Origin of the sequence: Amycolatopsis coloradensis (assembly GCF_037997115.1) — a bacterium.
Classification (GTDB): domain Bacteria; phylum Actinomycetota; class Actinomycetes; order Mycobacteriales; family Pseudonocardiaceae; genus Amycolatopsis; species Amycolatopsis coloradensis_A.
Genome location: NZ_CP150484.1, coordinates 12,953 through 31,133 on the forward strand (window position 1 = coordinate 12,953; position 18,181 = coordinate 31,133).

16 protein-coding genes and 1 tRNA gene are annotated in these 18,181 nt (G+C 68.0%); 10 read left to right on the plus strand and 7 right to left on the minus strand.

Annotation, left to right across the window (positions count from 1 at the left end; genetic code table 11):
• The first annotated feature begins 38 nt into the window (after positions 1 to 38).
• Complete coding sequence (locus LCL61_RS00055) at positions 39 to 971, plus strand: ATP-binding cassette domain-containing protein (protein ID WP_340684927.1); 933 nt, start codon at positions 39 to 41, stop codon at positions 969 to 971.
• A 17-nt stretch (positions 972 to 988) separates the two neighbouring features.
• Positions 989 to 1,711, plus strand: coding sequence for an ABC transporter permease (locus LCL61_RS00060; protein WP_425342090.1), 723 nt, complete (start codon positions 989 to 991; stop codon positions 1,709 to 1,711).
• Here the strand turns inward: LCL61_RS00060 and LCL61_RS00065 are convergent.
• From LCL61_RS00065 to LCL61_RS00075, 3 genes are all read right to left on the minus strand, one after another.
• Positions 1,695 to 4,820 carry a BTAD domain-containing putative transcriptional regulator gene (locus LCL61_RS00065; RefSeq protein ID WP_340684928.1) on the minus strand — a complete coding sequence of 1,042 codons (3,126 nt, stop codon included), beginning with the start codon at positions 4,818 to 4,820 and terminating at the stop codon, positions 1,695 to 1,697. The genes LCL61_RS00060 and LCL61_RS00065 overlap by 17 nt on opposite strands.
• Before the next feature lie 32 nt (positions 4,821 to 4,852).
• Positions 4,853 to 5,422 (minus strand): YbhB/YbcL family Raf kinase inhibitor-like protein, encoded by a 570-nt coding sequence (locus LCL61_RS00070; RefSeq protein WP_340684929.1) that lies wholly within the window; start codon positions 5,420 to 5,422, stop codon positions 4,853 to 4,855.
• A 199-nt stretch (positions 5,423 to 5,621) separates the two neighbouring features.
• Positions 5,622 to 6,380 carry an NBR1-Ig-like domain-containing protein gene (locus LCL61_RS00075; RefSeq protein ID WP_340684930.1) on the minus strand — a complete coding sequence of 253 codons (759 nt, stop codon included), beginning with the start codon at positions 6,378 to 6,380 and terminating at the stop codon, positions 5,622 to 5,624.
• 255 nt (positions 6,381 to 6,635) lie between these two features.
• On the opposite strand from LCL61_RS00075, the gene LCL61_RS00080 reads away from it, so the two are divergent.
• Together LCL61_RS00080 and LCL61_RS00085 are read left to right on the plus strand one after the other, a co-directional pair.
• Positions 6,636 to 7,454, plus strand: coding sequence for a peptidoglycan-binding domain-containing protein (locus tag LCL61_RS00080; RefSeq protein ID WP_340684931.1), 819 nt, complete (start codon positions 6,636 to 6,638; stop codon positions 7,452 to 7,454).
• A gap of 235 nt (positions 7,455 to 7,689) precedes the next feature.
• Positions 7,690 to 7,765, plus strand: a tRNA-Lys gene (locus LCL61_RS00085).
• Between the two features lie 214 nt (positions 7,766 to 7,979).
• Here the strand turns inward: LCL61_RS00085 and LCL61_RS00090 are convergent.
• From LCL61_RS00090 to LCL61_RS00100, 3 genes are all read right to left on the minus strand, one after another.
• Positions 7,980 to 8,726, minus strand: a complete 747-nt coding sequence (locus tag LCL61_RS00090) for a site-specific integrase (RefSeq protein ID WP_340688818.1) — start codon at positions 8,724 to 8,726, stop codon at positions 7,980 to 7,982.
• A gap of 43 nt (positions 8,727 to 8,769) precedes the next feature.
• A complete protein-coding gene (locus LCL61_RS00095) occupies positions 8,770 to 10,950 on the minus strand; it encodes an RICIN domain-containing protein (protein WP_340684932.1) in 2,181 nt (726 codons plus the stop codon).
• A gap of 157 nt (positions 10,951 to 11,107) precedes the next feature.
• A complete protein-coding gene (locus LCL61_RS00100; RefSeq protein WP_340684933.1) occupies positions 11,108 to 11,989 on the minus strand; it encodes an AraC family transcriptional regulator in 882 nt (293 codons plus the stop codon).
• Positions 11,990 to 12,185: 196 nt separating this feature from the next.
• Here LCL61_RS00100 and LCL61_RS00105 point away from each other — a divergent pair, with 196 nt between their 5' ends.
• Both LCL61_RS00105 and LCL61_RS00110 read left to right on the plus strand, forming a co-directional pair.
• Positions 12,186 to 13,538: a hypothetical protein gene (locus tag LCL61_RS00105; protein WP_340684934.1), complete on the plus strand. Its 1,353-nt coding sequence runs from the start codon at positions 12,186 to 12,188 to the stop codon at positions 13,536 to 13,538.
• Between the two features lie 147 nt (positions 13,539 to 13,685).
• Positions 13,686 to 14,147, plus strand: coding sequence for a hypothetical protein (locus tag LCL61_RS00110; protein ID WP_340684935.1), 462 nt, complete (start codon positions 13,686 to 13,688; stop codon positions 14,145 to 14,147).
• Here the strand turns inward: LCL61_RS00110 and LCL61_RS00115 are convergent.
• The gene (locus LCL61_RS00115; protein ID WP_340688819.1) at positions 14,068 to 14,688 is read right to left on the minus strand and encodes a helix-turn-helix domain-containing protein; all 621 of its coding nucleotides are present in this window, start codon (positions 14,686 to 14,688) and stop codon (positions 14,068 to 14,070) included. The two genes, LCL61_RS00110 and LCL61_RS00115, sit on opposite strands and share 80 nt — an antisense overlap.
• An 86-nt stretch (positions 14,689 to 14,774) precedes the next feature.
• Here LCL61_RS00115 and LCL61_RS00120 point away from each other — a divergent pair, with 86 nt between their 5' ends.
• From LCL61_RS00120 to vanX, 4 genes are all read left to right on the plus strand, one after another.
• The gene (locus LCL61_RS00120) at positions 14,775 to 15,341 is read left to right on the plus strand and encodes an alpha/beta fold hydrolase (RefSeq protein ID WP_340684936.1); all 567 of its coding nucleotides are present in this window, start codon (positions 14,775 to 14,777) and stop codon (positions 15,339 to 15,341) included.
• 102 nt (positions 15,342 to 15,443) lie between these two features.
• The gene (vanH, locus tag LCL61_RS00125) at positions 15,444 to 16,475 is read left to right on the plus strand and encodes a VanH-AOV family D-lactate dehydrogenase (RefSeq protein ID WP_340684937.1); all 1,032 of its coding nucleotides are present in this window, start codon (positions 15,444 to 15,446) and stop codon (positions 16,473 to 16,475) included.
• Position 16,476: 1 nt separating this feature from the next.
• On the plus strand, positions 16,477 to 17,517 hold the full coding sequence (gene vanA-Ao2, locus LCL61_RS00130) for a D-alanine--(R)-lactate ligase VanA-Ao2 (protein ID WP_425341973.1): 1,041 nt from the start codon (positions 16,477 to 16,479) through the stop codon (positions 17,515 to 17,517).
• Positions 17,514 to 18,122 carry a D-Ala-D-Ala dipeptidase VanX gene (gene vanX / locus LCL61_RS00135; RefSeq protein ID WP_340684938.1) on the plus strand — a complete coding sequence of 203 codons (609 nt, stop codon included), beginning with the start codon at positions 17,514 to 17,516 and terminating at the stop codon, positions 18,120 to 18,122. Before vanA-Ao2 ends, vanX begins: the two co-directional genes overlap by 4 nt.
• Positions 18,123 to 18,181: the final 59 nt, after the last annotated feature.

The following is an 18,181-nucleotide window of genomic DNA, read 5'->3' on the forward strand; positions in this document are numbered from 1 at the left end:
GCGGGGACGTGTCAGCGTGGCCGCCCAGAGTGGTGCCCATGACAGACACAGCGATCGCGGTCTCGGGACTGCGAAAGACCTTCGGGGACAAGGTCGTGCTCGACGGTATCGACCTGGAAGTCCCCGCCGGCACCATTTTCTCCCTGCTCGGCCCGAACGGGGCGGGGAAGACCACGACGGTGAACCTGCTGACCACCCTGATGAAGGCCGACGGCGGGACGGCGAAGGTCGCCGGCCACGACCTCGCGACCGAGGCCAAGGCGGTCCGCGCGGCGATCGGGGTCACCGGCCAGTTCGCGGCGGTGGACGAACTGCTGACGGGCCAGGAGAACCTGCAGCTGATGGCGGAGCTGAGCCGCGGGACCGCGGGCAAGCGGCTCGTGGCCGACCTGCTGGAACGCTTCGACCTGGTGGAATCGGCACGGAAACCGGCGGCGGCCTACTCCGGCGGTATGCGCCGGAAACTGGATCTGGCGATGACGCTCGTCGGCGATCCGCGGATCATCTTCCTCGACGAGCCCACCACGGGGCTGGACCCGCGCAGCCGTCGCACGATGTGGTCGATCATCCGTGAACTGGTGGACGGTGGCGTCACCGTCTTCCTCACCACCCAGTACCTCGAGGAAGCCGACCAGCTCGCCGACCGGATCGCGGTCCTCGACCAGGGCCGCCTTGTCGCACAGGGCACGCCCGGCGAACTCAAGCGCCGGATGCCCGGAACGCATGTCCGGCTGCGGTTCACCACCGTCGCCGAACTCGACGCGGCCGCGCGGATATTCCCCGGGGCCTCCCGGGACGACGAGGCGCTCGTCCTGCGGGTCCCCAGCGACGGCGGGACGAAATCCCTGCGCTCGCTGCTCGACCGGCTCGACGAGTACGCGGTCGCCGCCGAAGAGTTCTCCGTCCACACCCCCGATCTCGATGACGTTTTCCTCGCCCTGACGGGCCACAACACGGAGGCAGTGAAGTGAAATCCGCGTCCACGGTGATGTTGCGCCGTAACTTCAAGCATCTCGTCCGCAACCCGACATCGGTGTTCAACGCGATCCTGATGCCGGTCGTGATGATGCTCATGTTCGTGTACGTGTTCGGAGACGCGTTCAGCGTCGGCGTCGATTACGTCGACTACGCGACGCCGGGACTGATGCTGCTGGCCGTCTGCTACGGGCTCGGCGCGACCGCGACCGCGGTGAACTCCGACATGACCAAGGGCATCATCAACCGGTTCAAGGTCATGGACGTCTCCCGCGGCGCGGTGCTGAACGGGCATGTCGTCGCCAGCGTGCTGACCAACCTGCTCGCCATCGCGGCGCTCACCGGGGTGGCCTTCCTGCTCGGGTTCTCCCCGGCGGCCGGTTTCCTCGACTGGCTCGGCGTGGTCGGGATCGTCGTCCTGCTCGGTTTCGCGGCGGCCTGGCTCACGGTCGCGCTGGGGCTGTCGGCGAAATCCCCGGAAACCGCGGGGATGGCCTCGGTGCCGCTGGTCATGCTGCCGTTCTTCAGCAGCGCGATCGTGCCCGCCGAGAAAATGGGCCCCGGGCTGCGGGAATTCGCCGAGTACCAGCCCTTCACGCCGATCATCGAGACCCTGCGCGGGCTGCTCAACGGGGCACCGGCCGCGGGCGACGTGCTCCCCGCCCTCGGGTGGTGCGCCGGGATCGCGCTCGCCGGATACCTGTGGGCGTCCTCGACGTTCAAGAAGCGAGCGTGACCTCGGCCAGCCGCTTCCAGTCCGCTTCGGTGCCTTCTCGCGCCGCCTCCGCGAATTTCGCTTCGCCGAGGCGGCGCAGCACTGTCTCCTCGATCCGGGTCACGTCCGGACGGGACCGGTCCGGCAGCCCGCGCAGCTCGTCGGCCGCTCCGAGCAGCCGCGCGGCCTGCTCGGGATTGTCCTGGCGCAGGGCCAGATCCGCGATCCCGACGAGCATGTGGGCGATCAGGGGCACGTGCCGCACCTCGGCGGCCGCCTCCCAGGCCGCTTGCCGGTGTTCGCGGGACTTTTCGAGCTCGTCCGCGAAGTAGCCCCGAAGGTCGTGGCTGATGGCGCGAACGTGGCCGAGGCCGGCTTCGTCGCCCATCACGGTCGTCGCGATGTCGAGCTGCCGCGCAGCCTCTTCGGTTTGGCCGCGCCAGTGGGCGAGTTCCGCGTGCGCGAGGGCGAGCATGCCCAGCGCGCCGGGCCAGGTGACCCGCTCGGCGTACCGCTGAGCTTCGGCCACCGCGGCCGCACCAGCCTTCTCGTCGCCCATCAGCCAGTACAGCTGCGCCTGCCGCGACCGCAGCCGGATGAGGTCCTCCAGGGAGCCGACCTCGGTCACGACCGTGACCGCCTCTTCGTAGTACTCACAAGCGGTGGCGAACTCGCCGCGGGTGGCGATGCGGTCCGCCAATTCGGTCAGGGCGAACGAGATCCCGAACCGCTCGCCGATCGCGCGGAACTCGCCGAGTGCCTGCTCGAGATATTCGTCCGCCTCCCGGCCGGGATGGCCGAGGGTGATCCGCATCTTGCCGAGGTGCAGCCTGCCCAGCGCGCGAACCCACGCGTTTTCGTCCTCCAGCACCGGTTCCCACGCGGACAGCGCTTCGTCCCCGGCCAGCATGCGTTCCAGCGGGACGACGAGCCCCAGCAAGGGGTGCCGCGACTCGCTGTGCCTGCTCAGTCGGTACGACTCGTGGATCCACTTCGCCGCGGTGTGCTCGTCGGCGAAACCGGAACTCACGAACAACGAGACGAGCCCGTACACCACGGCCGCGACGTCGTCGGACACCTCGCCCGGTGTCTTGACGGCCGCGCTGACCAGCTCCATGCCCTCCGTGCGGTGCCCGCTGAGCCACCAGTACCAGCCGCAGGCCGCCGCCAGCCGCATCGCCTCCGGGCCCTCGCCCGCGGTGAGGGCGCCGCGCATCGCGGACGTGATGTTGTCGTGCTCGGCGTTGAGTTTGGCGAGCCATTCCAGCTGTTCGGCGCGGCGGAGCATCGGCTCCGCGGCCTCGGCGAGCTCGGTGAAATAGGTGAGATGCGCGTGGCGTGCCACCACGGTTTCGCCTGCCTCGGCGAGCCGTTGCGCGGCGTACTCCTTGATCGTGCCGAGCATCCGGTAGCGCGGCGCCTCGTCGCCCGCCGCGACCAGGAGCGATTTTTCGGTCAGCGTGGTGAGCAGTTCGAGGACCTCGTACTGCTCGACCGCCTCGCTGACGCAGACCCGCTCGGCCGCTTCGAGGCTCGCCCCGCCCGAGAACACCGAGAGTCTGCACAGGACCGTCCGCTCGGCGTCGGACAGCAGCTCCCAGCTCCAGTCGACCATGGCGCGCAGCGTCCGGTGCCGGGGCAGCGCGGTCCGGCTGCCGCCGGTCAGCAGGCGGAACCGGTCGTCGAGCCGGTTCGCGAGCTGCTCGATGGACATGGTGCGCAGCCTGGCCGCGGCCAGTTCGATCGCCAGCGGCATCCCGTCCAGGATCCGGCACACGCGCGCCATGGTGGACAGAGTCGTCTCGTCAGCCACGAAATCCTTGTGTACCGCGCTCGCCCGGTCCCGCAGCAACCGGACGGCGGGGGAGGATTCGATCTCGGCGGCGCCGGCGTGCCGGTCCGGCACCGCCAGCGGCACGACATGCCACAACGTCTCACCGGTGATACCGAGCGGCTCCCGGCTCGTCGCCAGTATCCGCAGACGGCGGCATTCCCCGAGCACACGATGGGCGAACGCCGCGGCCGCCTCGATCACGTGCTCGCAGTTGTCGAGGATCAGCAGGACTTCCCGGTCCCGGATCGCGGCGATGACCCGTTCTACGGGCTCCGCGTTCGACGAGTCACCGAGCAGGGCGTCCCGCAGCCCGAGCGCGGCGAGAGTCGCTTGCGCGACATCATCTTCCGGGCCGATGGCCGCGAGTTCCACCAGCCATGCCCCGTCCGGCAGATCGCCGAGCAAGGTGCGCGCGGTTTCCGTGGCCAGCCGGGTCTTTCCCGAGCCGCCGGGACCGAGCAGCGTGGTGAGCCGGTGCCCGGCGACGAGGTCGCGGACCTTGGCGACGTCGGCGTCCTTGCCGACGAAGCTGGTCAACTCGGCGCGCACGTTGGTCTTGCGGTTCTCTTCACGCCGTCCCAGCTCGCCCCGCAGCAGCGCGACGTGTACCGCGGACAGCTCCGGCGACGGATCGACGCCGAGCGCGTCGGCCAGGGCTTCCCGCGTGCGCTGGTACACGAGCAGCGCTTCGGTGTCGCGGCCCGTCGCCGCGAGGGCCCGCATCAGCGCGGCGACGAGCCGCTCGCGCAACGGATGCGCGGCCACCAGATCGGTCAGTTCGGTGACGAGGTTCGCGCCGTGGCCGAGGTCGAGTTCAGCGTCGAACCGATCCTCCAGCGCCGTCAGCCGAAGACCTTCGAGCCGGGTGACCGCCGCGTCGAAGGCGTCGCTGTCCTGCAGGCCGACGTCCTGCATGGCCGCGCCGCGCCACAGGGCGAGTGCCTCACGCAGCCGCTTCGGCTCCTCGTCGCCGCGGGCCTGGCCGACGAGACGCTCGAACCGCACGGCGTCGACGGCGTCGGGCGACACCTTCAGCCGGTAGCCGTCGGTCTGGCCCTCGACGACCCCTTCCGGCAGCACCTTGCGCAGCCGGGAAACCAGGCGCTGCAAGGCGTTCGTCGCGTCGGCGGGGGGTTGTTCGCCCCAGATCCAGTCGACGAGCGTCGCCTTCGGGACCACCCGGCCCGGTTCGAGCGCGAGCGCGATCAGCAACCCGCGCAACCGGGCACCCGGCACGTCGGCGAGACCGCCGTCGTCCGTGCGCACCTCGAAGGGCCCCAGCATCCCGATCTGCATTGGGCCGATTTTGCCACGGGTGACCAGGGGACTTACGACTCGCCGGTGATCCTCGCCGAGCCGATCGACGCCGCGATGATCGCCCTGGCGGCGGTCCGGGTCGACGAACCGGAGTTCAGGCCGGTGAGCGACGTCTGGTCGAGCGCGTGCACGACGAACTCGTAGGTGTTCACGGTGGAGGGCGAGCACGGGCCCTGGTAGCCGTAGAGGCTCGCGCTCCCGCGGTAGTAGACCTGCCTGGAGCCGGCGGGCACCGGTGGCCGGTAGACGTGCTGGACGTTCTGGGGGAGCGAGGCCGTCGTCACCGGGATGTCGTAGATGACCCAGTGGATCAGGGCGGCGTTGTCGAGGTCGCGCATGACGATCGCGTAGCTCTTGGCCCCGGCTGGAGCGCCCGACCAGGCCAACGGCGGCGACTCGTTCTTCTTGGCCGGGTCCTGCCCGCCGCCGCTGGTGCACTCGTGGACCTTGGGCATGAGGCCGCCGTCGGCGAACGCGGAACTGGACAGGGTGAACGCGGTTTGCTCCGCCGCAGCCGTCGGGGAAAGGCAGGCGGCGCCGAGGGCGAACAGGGCGCAGAACACGATTCTCGTTGCTCTCATCGGAGACTCCCGAGGACGTTTGTGGTTCCCGTGCGCGGAATTCAGCGTAGGCAGCCCGGAACGGGGCGGCTAGCGCACTTTTCCGGCCTATCGAGGTGTTTTCGCCGGATCCAACTCGTCTCACTCGTGCTTGAAGGCGGAACTCGCGTGCTTGGAGGCGAAACTAGTGGGTTCCGGCTCTGATCACGCGAGTTCCGGCTCAGGCGCGGACGAGGACCGAGAAGTAGATCGGCCTGCTGGCCGGGAAGAGTTCCCGGTCCTGTTCGTCGACCATCTTCCAGAAAACCTTGCAGTCGACCGGGGCGTTCGGCGGAGTGCTCACGGTGACCGTCACCTGCACACGTCCTTGCGGCGCGGTGTCGTTGACCGGGATGCGGTCGGGGGTGCGGCAGGCGCCCGGCGCGACCGGGAGATCGGTGCGGCGCAGGTACCGTTTCCGCCACTCGACGGTGCCGGTGTTCTCGAGTTCCCACACCTTCACGAACTGGGTGCCGGGTTTGACCACGGTCTCGTCGGGGATGGTCACGTCGGCGACGAATCTGCTCGAATCGCCGGGATGTGGCGGTCCAGGCGTGTCCTCGCCCGGGAGCAGGATGACCACGACGGCGACGATCGCGGCGACGAGCACGAGGACGAGCGGAACCAGGACCCGGTTGGACCGCCATCGCGGCGCGGGTTCCGGTTCGCGGTCGGCGGAGAGCACGAGCTGGACGCCCTGCCATCGGGCGTGCCATTCCTCTTCGTCACCGTCGCAGGCGCGGACGAACTCGCGGACCGTCTCCCACGGCTGCAGCCGCGTACCGGTGACGGTGAGATGCAGGGTCGCGTGGGACACCGCGCCGGACTTCGCCGCCATCTTCCGGAAGGACGGCTCCCCGGCACGCGTCCGGAGCTTCCGCAGCCCGTCCATGAACGCTTCCAGCTCCGGTGCCCGTTCGACTGTTCGCGGTTCCGGCACGCTCCCCCTCGCGATCGTGTCTGACGTGACAACGATTTTCGTCACTCTGCGCGGCCTGGTGACTATATCGCGAAGAGTGTCCGGATCGCCGCGCCGACCTGCGGAATCCGTCGGCAGCCGTCGCTGTCAAATGCTGTCAACCTGCGGGTTTTGACGTCAGACGTTCCGTACAGGCGGTTCCGGCTGACAACGCCTCCGGGCCAGTGTCGGTCACGAGCTGCTCACGGGGAGCAGCCATCGAGTGAAGGAGCAGTCATGCGCAAGGTGGCAACCGCTGCGATGTTCGCCGCACTGTCCGCGACCGCGCTGGGGATGACGGCGGGACAGCCCGCGGCGGCCGCACCGTCGGTCAACATGGAGGCCGTGGTCAAGGCGGCCATGTGGGATCCGTACAAGGCCGATCAGTCGATCACGCCGGGCTCCGGGGAGAGCGTCAAGGCGGTCGAGCAGGCGCTCGCCGCGAAGAACCTGCTCGACAAGAAGCAGGTCGACGGTCACTTCGGCACGTCGACGGTCACCGCGTACCAGAAGTACCAGAAGTCGCTCGGGCACAGCGGCCTCGCCGCCAGCGGTCTGCCGGGCAAGGGCTCGCTGACCGAACTGGGCAAAGGCCGCTACACCGTGACCACGCCGATCAGTGTCGGCTCGAAGACCAGCCTCGACGGCAAGACGGTCAACAAGCGCACCGCCGACATGATCGCGGCCGCGGAGAAGAAGGCCGGGGTCAAGTTCACCATCACCCAGGGCTCGTACAACGCCGGCGGTGTCGGTGCCTCGGGCGGTACGCACGACGGCGGCGGGGCCGTCGACATTTCGGTGAACGGCATCTCGAACAAGACCGCCGCGGTGAAGGCACTGCGCGAGGTCGGGTTCGCCGCGTGGCACCGCACCCCGAGCCAGGGGAACTGGGCGGAGCACATCCACGGCATCGCGATCAGCGACACCGACATGTCGCCGCAGGCACAGGCTCAGGCCGGTGACTACTTCAAGGGCCTCAACGGCCTGGCGAGCCACGCCAAGGACGACGGCCCCAAGGTGAAGAAGGTGACCTGGGAGGAATTCAAGCGTGGGTGACCCCTCGGCGGTCCGGACAGGCGCGCCAGCGTCCGCAGGAAGGAGGTCTTCCCGCATTGGGTGTCGGCGAGCAGNGCGGCTCCGGGCGCTCGCCCTCCCAGCTCGCCGCGTAGTTCTCGTCGGGGATCGTGTCCATGCCCTCGACCATGCCAGAGACCCCCGACAATTCCGTGGCGCTCCGGCGGCGGCCCCGCCATCCTGGTGGTCGACGGCGGTCTACTAGACTCGGCCGCACGGGCCGTTAGCTCAATTGGTAGAGCTGCGGACTTTTAATCCGTAGGTTCTGGGTTCGAGCCCCAGGCGGCCCACCACCTCAACATCCCCGCTGATCAGCGGGGATGTTGTTGTTTGTGGATCTTGTGGTCGTCGGCGTGATCTTGGGTGGGCTCGCTGTGGGCTCTGTGGGTGCTCGGCCCGGCGTTTGGCTCGTTTTCGTGGTGGCCCGGACGGTTGAGGGCGTGCTTCAGCCCCGGGCTCGTTCCCTCTCGTTGAAGGCTGTATCTGCTGACGTGTTCTTGGGTCTGGCTATGCGGCGTGGATGGATGCCGCGGTTCGTCTGCCGGCGGTGATCAGGCGGCGTCCCGTGGCGCGGTGGGGTCGTCGTTTGGGGCGGAGGCGGGTGGCGGTGGTGCGGGCGGCGTCGAGGACGAGGCGTGCGGTGGCTTCGGCGGATTGACGGGCGAGGGTGGGTAGGACGCTGGTGTAGGTGTCGGCGGTGAGCACGATGCTGGCGTGGCCGAGGAGGTCTTGGACGGTTTTGAGGTCGTTTCCGGCGGCGAGGGACAGGCTCGCTGCGCCGTGCCGGAGGTCGTGGAGCCGGATTGGTGGCAGTTCGGTTTGGTCGTTGAGGGTGCGGAAGAGGTGGGTGATGGAGTCGGGGCGGATGGGTTCGCCCCATCCGTTGGGGAAGAGGTAGCCGACGGGTTCGCTGCGGAGAGGCGTGCGGGATTGTGCGCGGTGACGGCGCAGGACGGTGATGGTGTTGTGGTCGAGCGCGATGACTCGGTTGCTGGCTTCGCTCTTGGGTTTGCCGAGGGTGACTTCGGACCCGATTTGGCGGGCTTGGTGGGACACGGTGAGGTAGCCGGCGTCCAGGTCTATGTCGCTCCACATCAGCCCTGCGATTTCGCCGCGGCGGAGGCCGAGCAGTGCGACGAGGTGGAAGAGCGGGTAGAGCCGGTGGGCGCGAACGCTGTGCAGGAAGGCCGCGGTTTGCTGGGCGGTCCAGACGGCGACGGCGGGTCGTTCTCCGGTTGCTTGCCATTGAGCGATGCGTGGTGGTGTCCAGACGACCGGAGGGAGCGGGCCACCCGGGTCAGCCGATCTGCCACAGCTGGAGCGCGGAACCCGTGTCGGCCCGTTGCGTGACCGCGGAACCGTCCGAAGTGGACGCTGTCGTCAGCAGCAAGCCGGAGCGGACGCTCGCGAGCTTGTAGGTACCGTCGGGTTGTCTCGCCGCTGTCCAGCGCTGATTGGCCCCGCCGGTACACGTCCACTGGATGACGCGCGCGCCCGCTGTGGTGGCCCCGCCTTCGACGTCGGCGCACAGTTTCGAATGCGTGTTCGTCAGGGTGTAGGAACCGTCGGGCTGCCGGGTGAACAGCCATTTCTGGTTGGCGCCCTGGTTCGGCGTCCAGGTGACCAGAGGGGTGCCGGCGGTCGTCGACGAGTCCGGGTCGTCGAGGTTCTTGCCGGACGCGGCCAGGGTGTGGACCCCGCCGAGAGTGCCGGCACCGGCATCGGTGAACTTCAGTGTCTGCTCGGCCGCGGTCCGGCCGCCGCCCACGGCGTTCCCGGTGGTGTCGGTCCAGAAACGCGGCGGCGTGGTCTCCGCGAGGCGTGACGTCTTGCCGGACAGGCCGAGCACGAGCCCGCTGTAGCGGTTCACCAGCCGAAAGGTTCCCTTGTCCACAGAGGACGGGATGACGAACCATTGCTGCCCGACCGTCGAGGATGACGTCACGGTGGGTTTCGCGCCCCACGCCCGGCCGGCCTGTACTGCGTCGACACCGAGGAGCTGTCCGGTGGCGGCGTTGGCTATGCGGTACGAGCCGTCGCCGTCGGGTGAGAACTGCCACGCCTCGCGGTCGGAGCCGGTCGTGCTCGCGACCGACGTCGTAGCGGTGCCGGTGCCCTGTGCGAGAACCCGGCCGTCGCCGAGGCCGATCCGGTACTTGCGTGAAGTGTCCACAGGGGACGGTGCGGGAGCGGACGACGTGATGGTCTGGGTGGTGTACTCGCCGCCCGCGTTGCCCGAGCAGGCCACCGCACAGTACGAACGGAACTGTTTGCCGATGATGGTCGAATTCGTCTTGTTCGCGGCGTCGACGAACCAGCGGTACCAGGACTGGTTGGTGTAGCTCCCGGTGTCGCCGATCAGCCGCCATTTCTGCGTCGTCAGATCGTCGGTCACGTAATAGCGCTGCGGGACCACGCTGTCCACGGCCTCCGGCGCGCCGATGTAGAGACCGAGATGCGCGTTGTAGGCGATGTTCATGATGAACAGATCCGATTTGCGCGGCAGCTGTCCGGCGGCGATCTGCTGGCTGACGTTGCCGGTATTGGCGGGGTCGTAGTCGTCCGCGACGGGTGTGTAACCGGTGTCGCCCGGGGCGGACACGGGGACCATGTTGCTCTCGCGGCCGCCGACACCTGGCTGGGTCCAGCCGCCGTCGAACCACTTCTGCCACGAGCCGGACGCCATCTTGGCCGAGATCGGCGAGCGGGCGACGTGCGCCAGTCCGGTCATCGGGCCGCCGGCGCCGGCCTTCGGCACGATGCGCGAGCCGTAGTAGACGTAGAAGTAGCCGGAAGCGCTGTCGACGAAAAGGCGTGGATCGCCGTCGCCGTAGTCGAACGTCTGATGCGGGAAGGCCGCCGTGTCCCCGCGTTTCGTGCTGTAGGGCGAGGTGATCGCGTGGTCCTTGATGGCCCAGGTCTTCCCTTGGTCCTTCGACACGGCCATGTCGATCGCGTCGTAATGGGAGAACGAGTACGCGCCGAACGGCTCGGGTGTGAATTCGTTGTGGATCAGGCCGTACCAGTCGCCGGTGTCCGGATCGACCCAGGTGCCGACGAGATCGCAGAAGTTGCGCTGCGAATAGCCGGAGCCGGCGGGCGGATCCGTGGATTCCTTGCCGGTGGGACTGTTGTTGCAGCGCCAGGTCGTGTCGTCGTTGCGGTCGGCGGGGTTGGCCGGGTTCACCGCGGTGCTGATGGGGTTCTTGGTGAAGCTGTCGAAATCGCGTCCGCTGTAGAAGTCCCACTCGCGCGGCTGGTCCGCGCCGTAGAGCGCGGCCGCCTGCTGGAAGTAGAACGTGCCGTCCTTGTCGACATAGGTACTCGCCGGGGTGTCGGTGGTCGGGCTGAACGACTTCTTGGCGTCGACCGTGATGGTGTACGTCGCGTCCGGCGGCGCGGCGTCGGACGACGCCGGTACCACCGTGGTCGCCGCCACGGCCAACGCCGCGGCGCCGAGAAGAGGCAGGGTCCGCATGACTCTCTCCCAAGGGTGACCCGCACCACAGTTGGCGGGGCGGTCGCCGATGTTATGAACGTTATTGCGCGTAAGTCAACGCGTTCGCTCAACTTCAAGCGTCATTCATGCAGTTATTGCGCGGAAAGTCCAAGTGGTGCCGTGCGGAAGTCCAAGCTCAGTCCGTCGGCACGAGCGGCGGGTCGTCGGGAGGGGGAACGCGCGAACTCCAGCCGCCGGGGACGGCCTGGACGCGCGACTCGCGGAAGCGCCCGGGGGAGACGCCGACCCGCCGGGTGAAGAGCCTGCTGAAGTAGGCGGCGTCGTCGTAACCGATCGCCTGTGCCACCTCCTGCACCGGCATTCGCGTGGTGGCGAGGAGTTCCTTGGCGCGGTTGAGACGGAGCGCCAGCAGGTGGTCCTTCAAGCCGGTCTCGGTGCTCCGGCGCACGGCGGCGCGCAGTTCGGGCAGTGTCATGCCGCGGCGGGCCGCGATCTCCGCGACACTGATCGGCAACAGGGCGTCCTGCGCCAGCGCCTCCAGCAGGGAGCCGTCGCTGGGGGTGCTGTCGGCGGCCCGTCGCAAGGCCACCAGCAGGTGATGCACGGCGGCCGAGGCGTCGACCTGGGCCAGCGGGCTGCCGCCTCGCGCGCAGCGCACGATGCGGCTCACGATGTCGCGGACGACCTCGACGTCGCCCAGCGGTACCACCGGCTTCGCGGGCGTGACGTAACCGAGTTCCACGTAGGCGTCCACAGCACTGCCGTCGAAGTCGACGAAACACTCTTCCCAGCCGTGCGCGGGGTCGGGCGCGTAGTGATGACCGACCCCGGGGATGAGCCACAGCAAGGCGGGCGCGACGACTTCCTGGCGCTCCTCTCCTGCCACGGCGAACCACCCGCGCCCCTTGGACACCACGACGGCGACGTAATGGTCGAGCACGCGCGGCCCCACGACGGGAAGGGTTCCGTGCTGCAGCCCGACACCGAGGCACACCAAGCCGAGCCGACGGTGCACGGCGGACGGTGTGAAATACCGCATCCAGGTCCGGTAACCCATCCTCGCATCCTCGCGCAAGCACTTCGGGGTGGCTTCGTGGGGCCGGGAAAGGGTTTCGTGCGATTCACTTCTTGATCACGGCGAAATCCTCAGCGCGTCACTGACTCTGCGGAATCGCCGGAAGTTCCGGTATACGTGGAAGGGAGGGCGCCGCCGGGGAGGACGGCATGGCGCTTGAAGCTAGGGGGAAATTCAAATGTTCGACGCACGTCTTGTCGCCGATCAGGTCAGTCCGCAGTCCAAACCGAAGATCAGAATTCTGTTCTACACCGATCTCGTCGGCTTCACCGGCAACGGCGGCTTTTCCTTGGGTATCATCCGCGATCTGATTCTGGCGAATCAGCCGTTCTTCGCCGAGTTCGAGATCGATTTGATCAATAGACACGATGGCGGGCACGCCGTCAACAAACTCACTTCCGACGTTCTCGCGGGATACGAGCAGGTGTGGTTCTTCGGCTTCCTGCCGTGCACTATGCCGGGAGAGCCGGAAAACGAGCTCGTGGACGCCGAGGTCGCCGCGCTGCGCGCCTGGATGGACGCCGGCGGTGGTGTGCTCATCACCGGCGACCACTCGAATCCGCGCCCGCCGGAAGCGGATCCGTCGCTGCCCGAATACCTGAACCTGGGGCGGGCGCTGGGGCACCGGGTCCCGCGTGCGGGTGAGCTGCGGGTGTGGAACGACCGGCCGGACGCGAGTATCGAGTTCAGCCACAACACCCACCAGCCGGACCCGTGGGGCAGCGACATCGACAACCCGCTCCCGAACGACCTCGACCCGTACCCGCAGGAGCTCATCCTGAGGAAGCGGCTCGGCAGGCCGCACGCGTTGTTCCAGGGCAGGCGGGGCCCGATCACCGTCTTCCCCGACCACATGCACGAAGGACAGCTGCTCATTCCCGAGCGGTATCCGGCGGACGTGTGGCCGTCGGGACGCGCCGGCCAGCCGAAACCCGAGATCGTCGCGCAGGGCACCGACAAGCGCGACGGCAAGGTCTATGGCGTGACCAGTGCGTACGACGGCGCGGCGGCCGGGGTCGGGCGGATCGTCGCCGATGCCACGTGGCACCACTATTTCGACATCAACCTGTGGGGCTTCGAGAAAGGCGGCGAGGTGCTCGAACGCCTCACCGAGTACTACGTGAACCTCTCGCTGTGGCTGGCGCCGAAGGCGGTCAAGCTGGAGGTGAACGGGCAGCTGCTGTACTGGCTTTCGCACAGTTTGAGCCTTCGCGCGGTACTGCCGGAGGGGTTCCGGGTTCCGGGGATCACCGCGGCGGGCCTGGTCCGCGAAGTCGGCGGGCAGAGCGTGCTCGACGACCTCGTCTGGCCGTTGGAAGGTACGCCGGGAGTGCCGCAAGAACTGCTGCTCGGCGCCGTCGTCAAGGAGTCCGTCGCCGCGCTGAGCGGTGGGGACGTCGAGGCGTTCGACGCCGTGGGCGTCGTCGAGCGGGGCTTGCGGGCCGGGGTCGAAGAGTACGCCGCCGAGCTGCGAGCAGCGCTCGGTGCCGTCGAAGGCCTGGGGGAACGCATTTCGCAGGGTATCCGCTGACGTGGTGGGCCCCTTCAGTACATGAAGGGGCCCACCACGGACCTATCTGTGAGGAGGCTCCCCGGACCTGGTCGGTCACACGATCGAGGCATGAGGCCCGTCTCGCCGCGCTCCGGGGGTATCCCCGGGGAAACGGAGGAGGCAACGATGCCCGACAACGAACTTCCGGGTTTCCTGATCATCGGCCTGATCTTCGTCGTCGCGGACGGCCAGGTCCTTTACCGCGGCGCCCGCCGCTACCTCACCGGGCCGGACGCCCGCGAGGGCAGCGGGTCGGTGGCCTGGATGGTGGTGACGGTCTTCCACCTGGCGGCGATCGGGATGCTGGCGCTGCTGGCGGTCGTGGCTCCGGAGTGGTCCGGTTCGGCGGCCGCCTTCGTCGGCAGGCTGGGTGTGTTCCTGCTGCTCATGGCGGTGGCCCACGTGCTCACCCTGTCCGTGCTCGGCCATCGGCGCCAGGACCACGTGGTGGAGACCCGGTTGCGGCAGCGCGAGGACGACCACGTCGACTCCTTGCGGGAGCCGACGGTCACCCCGGTGCCGGGGCAGGAGGGCCGGAACCCGCAGGTGAGCCCGGATCTCGGCGACCGCGGTCCGTACCGGGCTTGAGCCCGAGGGCGAGGCGGAGCTGCCGCGCCCACCAGCGCACTTGCGCGGCCGAGTCGTCCGCCGCGGTCCCGGTGAGCCCGGCGCTGCGCCGGAAATCGCTCCCGTACAGGGCTTCCATGGCCATCGCCTGATGCAGGGCCGCGACGGCGAGCCGCGTGTCTTCGAGGGAGCAGCCGGGCGGCCGCAGCCGGTGGAGGGCGTCGACGACCGGGTCGAGCATGCCGCTGCCCGGGTCGTGCCAGCCCGCCGCGTGCAGCGCCACCGCGAGCTCGCCGTAGCCGTTCCGGTACAGATCGTGCAGCGCCTCGACGAGTTCGAGCAGGTCGGCACCGCGGTCGAGCCAGCTCGCGAGGAGGTCCTGAAGGGCGTCCCGCAGACGGCGGCCACCGTGCCGGAGGAGTTCGCCGAGCAGTTTCTCGCGGTTGCCGAAGTGATGGGCGACGCCGGCGTCGGTCATGCCGACTCGCGCGGCAACGGCCCGCATCTGGACCGCGGCGACACCGGACTCGCCGAGCAGTGAGGCCGCGGCGTCGAGGATCAGCCGCCGGGCCTCTTCGGGAGTCCGTCGTGCTCGGGGGTCGTCACGATCGGCATCGTACCTTGAGGTGCCAAGGTAACAAGGCTGTCATGAGTGCCGAAACCCGCCTTGACCTGGGCGATGTCATCCTGCGGGCACGATGGACGGCGCCGGTCCGACGGTTCTGCTGCTGCACGCGGGCGGGGAACGCCGCGCGGTCTGGGCGCCGGTCGCCGCGGTGCTGGCCCGGCGCGGGTTCCGGCCGGGCGACCACGCTCCGGGCACTGGCCGGCGACGTGGCCGGGATGATCGGGAGCCGGCCGGCGCCGATCGTCCTCGTGGGGGCCTCGGTCGGCGGTTTGGCCGCCATCGCCGCGCTGGCGGACCCCGTCGTCGCGGCCAGGGCCTCCGGGCTCGTGCTCGTCGACGTCGTGCCCGACCTCGAGCCGGCCCGGGTGCGTTCGTGGCTCGGCTTCCATGGGCTCGGTGGCCATCCTGGTGGTGCACGGCGGGCGCCGTCACCGGTGTTCCGGCGGCGGGGCACCTCGTGGCCAGAGACGCTCCGGAAGCCCTCGCGGACCTCGTGTCGGCGTGGCTTTGTGGCATCCGTCACGGGACGGTTTCGACGCCGGGGACGGGCGGGCAAGATCTGCGATAGAGCTGTACGGCGCAGGTGAAGGACAGCGTCGTGCACTCGGCGCTACCAGTTGGTAACTTATTGTCGGGGCATCGAAAACCCCATAAGAAGCGGCAACAACGCGCTGCCTACAATGTCGGGCATGACCTACAGCGAACCAGCGCGATCAGCTGCCCCCCGCACCGGATCGCCGGCGTCCGCCTCCTCCTCGGCCGTCTTGGCGAGGGGAATCACGATTTATGGTTGCGGATCGGACGAGGCCGCCTTGTTCCGGGAGATGGCTCCTCGTTTCGGCGTAATTCCGACCATTGTGGACGAGCCGGTATCCGAGGCCAATATCGGGCTGGTCTCCGGAAATCGATGCATCAGTATCGGTCACAAGACCAAGGTCACGAATTCCATTCTTCTCGCACTCGGTGAAGCGGGTGTGGAATACATCTCCACCCGGAGCATCGGCTTCAACCACATCGATGTGGAATACGCGGCGAGCGTCGGTATCACCGTGGGCAATGTCGCCTACTCGCCCGACAGCGTGGCCGACTTCACGCTGATGCTGATGCTGATGGCGGTGCGCGACGCCAAGTCCATCATCCGCCGCACCGAGGTGCACGACTACCGGCTGAACGAGGTGCGCGGGAAAGAGCTGCGCGATCTGACCGTCGGAGTGGTCGGAACAGGGCGGATCGGTGTCGCGGTGCTGGACCGGCTGCGTGGTTTCGGCTGCCGGGTGCTGGCCTACGACACGCTACTGACCGCCTCGGCCGATTACGTTCCGCTCGACGAATTGCTCCAGCAGAGCGACATCGTGACGCTCCACGTGCCGCTCAATAAGGATACCTATCATCTTCTCGACCGGAAGAACATCGAGCGGATGAAGGACGGCGCGTACATCATCAACACCGGACGTGGCCCGCTCATCGAAACCGAAGCCCTCATTTCGGCACTGGAAGACGGCAAACTGGGCGGAGCGGCATTGGACGTCGTCGAAGGAGAGGAAGGCATCTTCTACGCCGACTGCCGGAACAAGCCGCTCGAGAGCGAAACGTTGCTGCGGCTGGAAAAGCTGCCGAACGTGCTCATCAGTCCGCATACCGCCTATTACACGGACCACGCGCTGAGTGACACTGTTGAAAACTCCATCATCAATTGTCTCCAATTCGAAAGCGGGAAGTAGTATGGGTAGGCTGAAAATCGGAATTCTGTTCGGCGGGCTTTCCGAAGAACATCCTATCTCCATCAAATCTGCGCGCGAGGTCCAGAAGAACCTCGACCTCGAGAAGTACGAGCCGTACTACATCGGCATCACCCAGAGCGGTTCCTGGATGCTCTGCGACGGCCCCGCCGAGGATTGGGAGAACGGGAACGTCCGCCCGGCCGTGCTGTCGCCGGACCGCGGGGTACACGGTCTGCTCGTACTGGACGAGGGCAAGTACGAGACGATCGCCCTCGACGTGGTGCTGCCGGTCCTGCACGGCAAGTTCGGCGAAGACGGCGCGATGCAGGGCCTGCTGGAGATCTCCGGCATCCCCTACGTCGGCTGTGACCTCCCGAGCTCGGTCATGTGCATCGACAAGGCGCTCACCTATTCCGTCGTCCGCGGCGCGGGGATCGCGACGCCGACCTTCTACATCGTCACGCCGGACAACGAAGTCGACCCGGACCAGCTGAACTACCCGGTCTTCGTGAAGCCCGCCCGCTCCGGCTCGTCGTTCGGCGTCAGCAAGGTCTCCGCGAAGGAAGAGCTGCCCGCCGCGCTGGCGGAGGCGCGCCAGTACGACGCGAAGGTCCTGATCGAAGAGGCCGTCATCGGCAGCGAGATCGGCTGCTCGATCCTCGGCAACGACGAAGACCTGTTCGCGGGCGAGGTCGACCGGGTCGCGCTGACCCACGGCTTCTTCAAGATCCACCAGGAGAAGAGCCCCGAGACCGGCTCCGAGAACTCGAGCTTCATCGTCCCCGCCGACATCCCGGACGAGTCGCGTGACCTCGTCCAGGAGACGGCCAAGGTCATCTACCGCGCCCTGGGCTGCCGCGGGCTCGCACGGGTCGACCTGTTCCTCAAGGAGGACGGGAGCGTGGTGCTCAACGAGGTCAACACCCTGCCCGGCCTGACCTCGTACAGCCGTTACCCGCGCATGATGGCCGCCGCCGGCCTCTCGCTCGGCGACGTGATCGACCGCCTGGTGAAGCTGACGCTGGCGGGCCGTGACGAATGAAGGATGATTTCGTCTTCGTAGACGAGGTCGTCTCCGGAATACGCTGGGACGCCAAGTACGCCACGTGGGACAACTTCACCGGCAAGCCGGTGGACGGGTACCTGGTGAACCGGATCGTCGGCACGCGGGCGTTCTGCGCGGCGCTGGAGAAGGCGCGGGACAAGGCCGAGGAGCTCGGCTTCGGGCTGCTCCTGTGGGACGGGTACCGCCCGCAGCGCGCCGTGGACCGCTTCATGCGCTGGGCGGAAGAGCCCGAAGACGGCCGGAAGAAGGCCAGGCACTACCCGAACATCGACCGGCCTCAGATGTTCGAAAAGGGCTACGTGGCCACCAAGTCGGGCCACAGCCGCGGCAGCACCGTGGACCTGACGCTCTACCACCTGGACACCGGCGAACTCGCCGACATGGGTGGTGACCACGACCTGATGGACGTCGTCTCGCATCACGGGGCGGCGGGCGTCACGGAAGAGGCCGCGAAGAACCGCGCGCACCTGTGCGCGGTCATGGAGGGATCGGGCTTCAGCTCGTACGAGTGCGAGTGGTGGCACTACAGCCTGAAAGACGAGCCCTACCCGGACACTTATTTCGATTTCCCCATCGCGTAGGTGTCGCGTGTGAAGGCCCCCTTCCCTCGGCTCAGCCGAGGGAAGATCGGAAGAGCGTC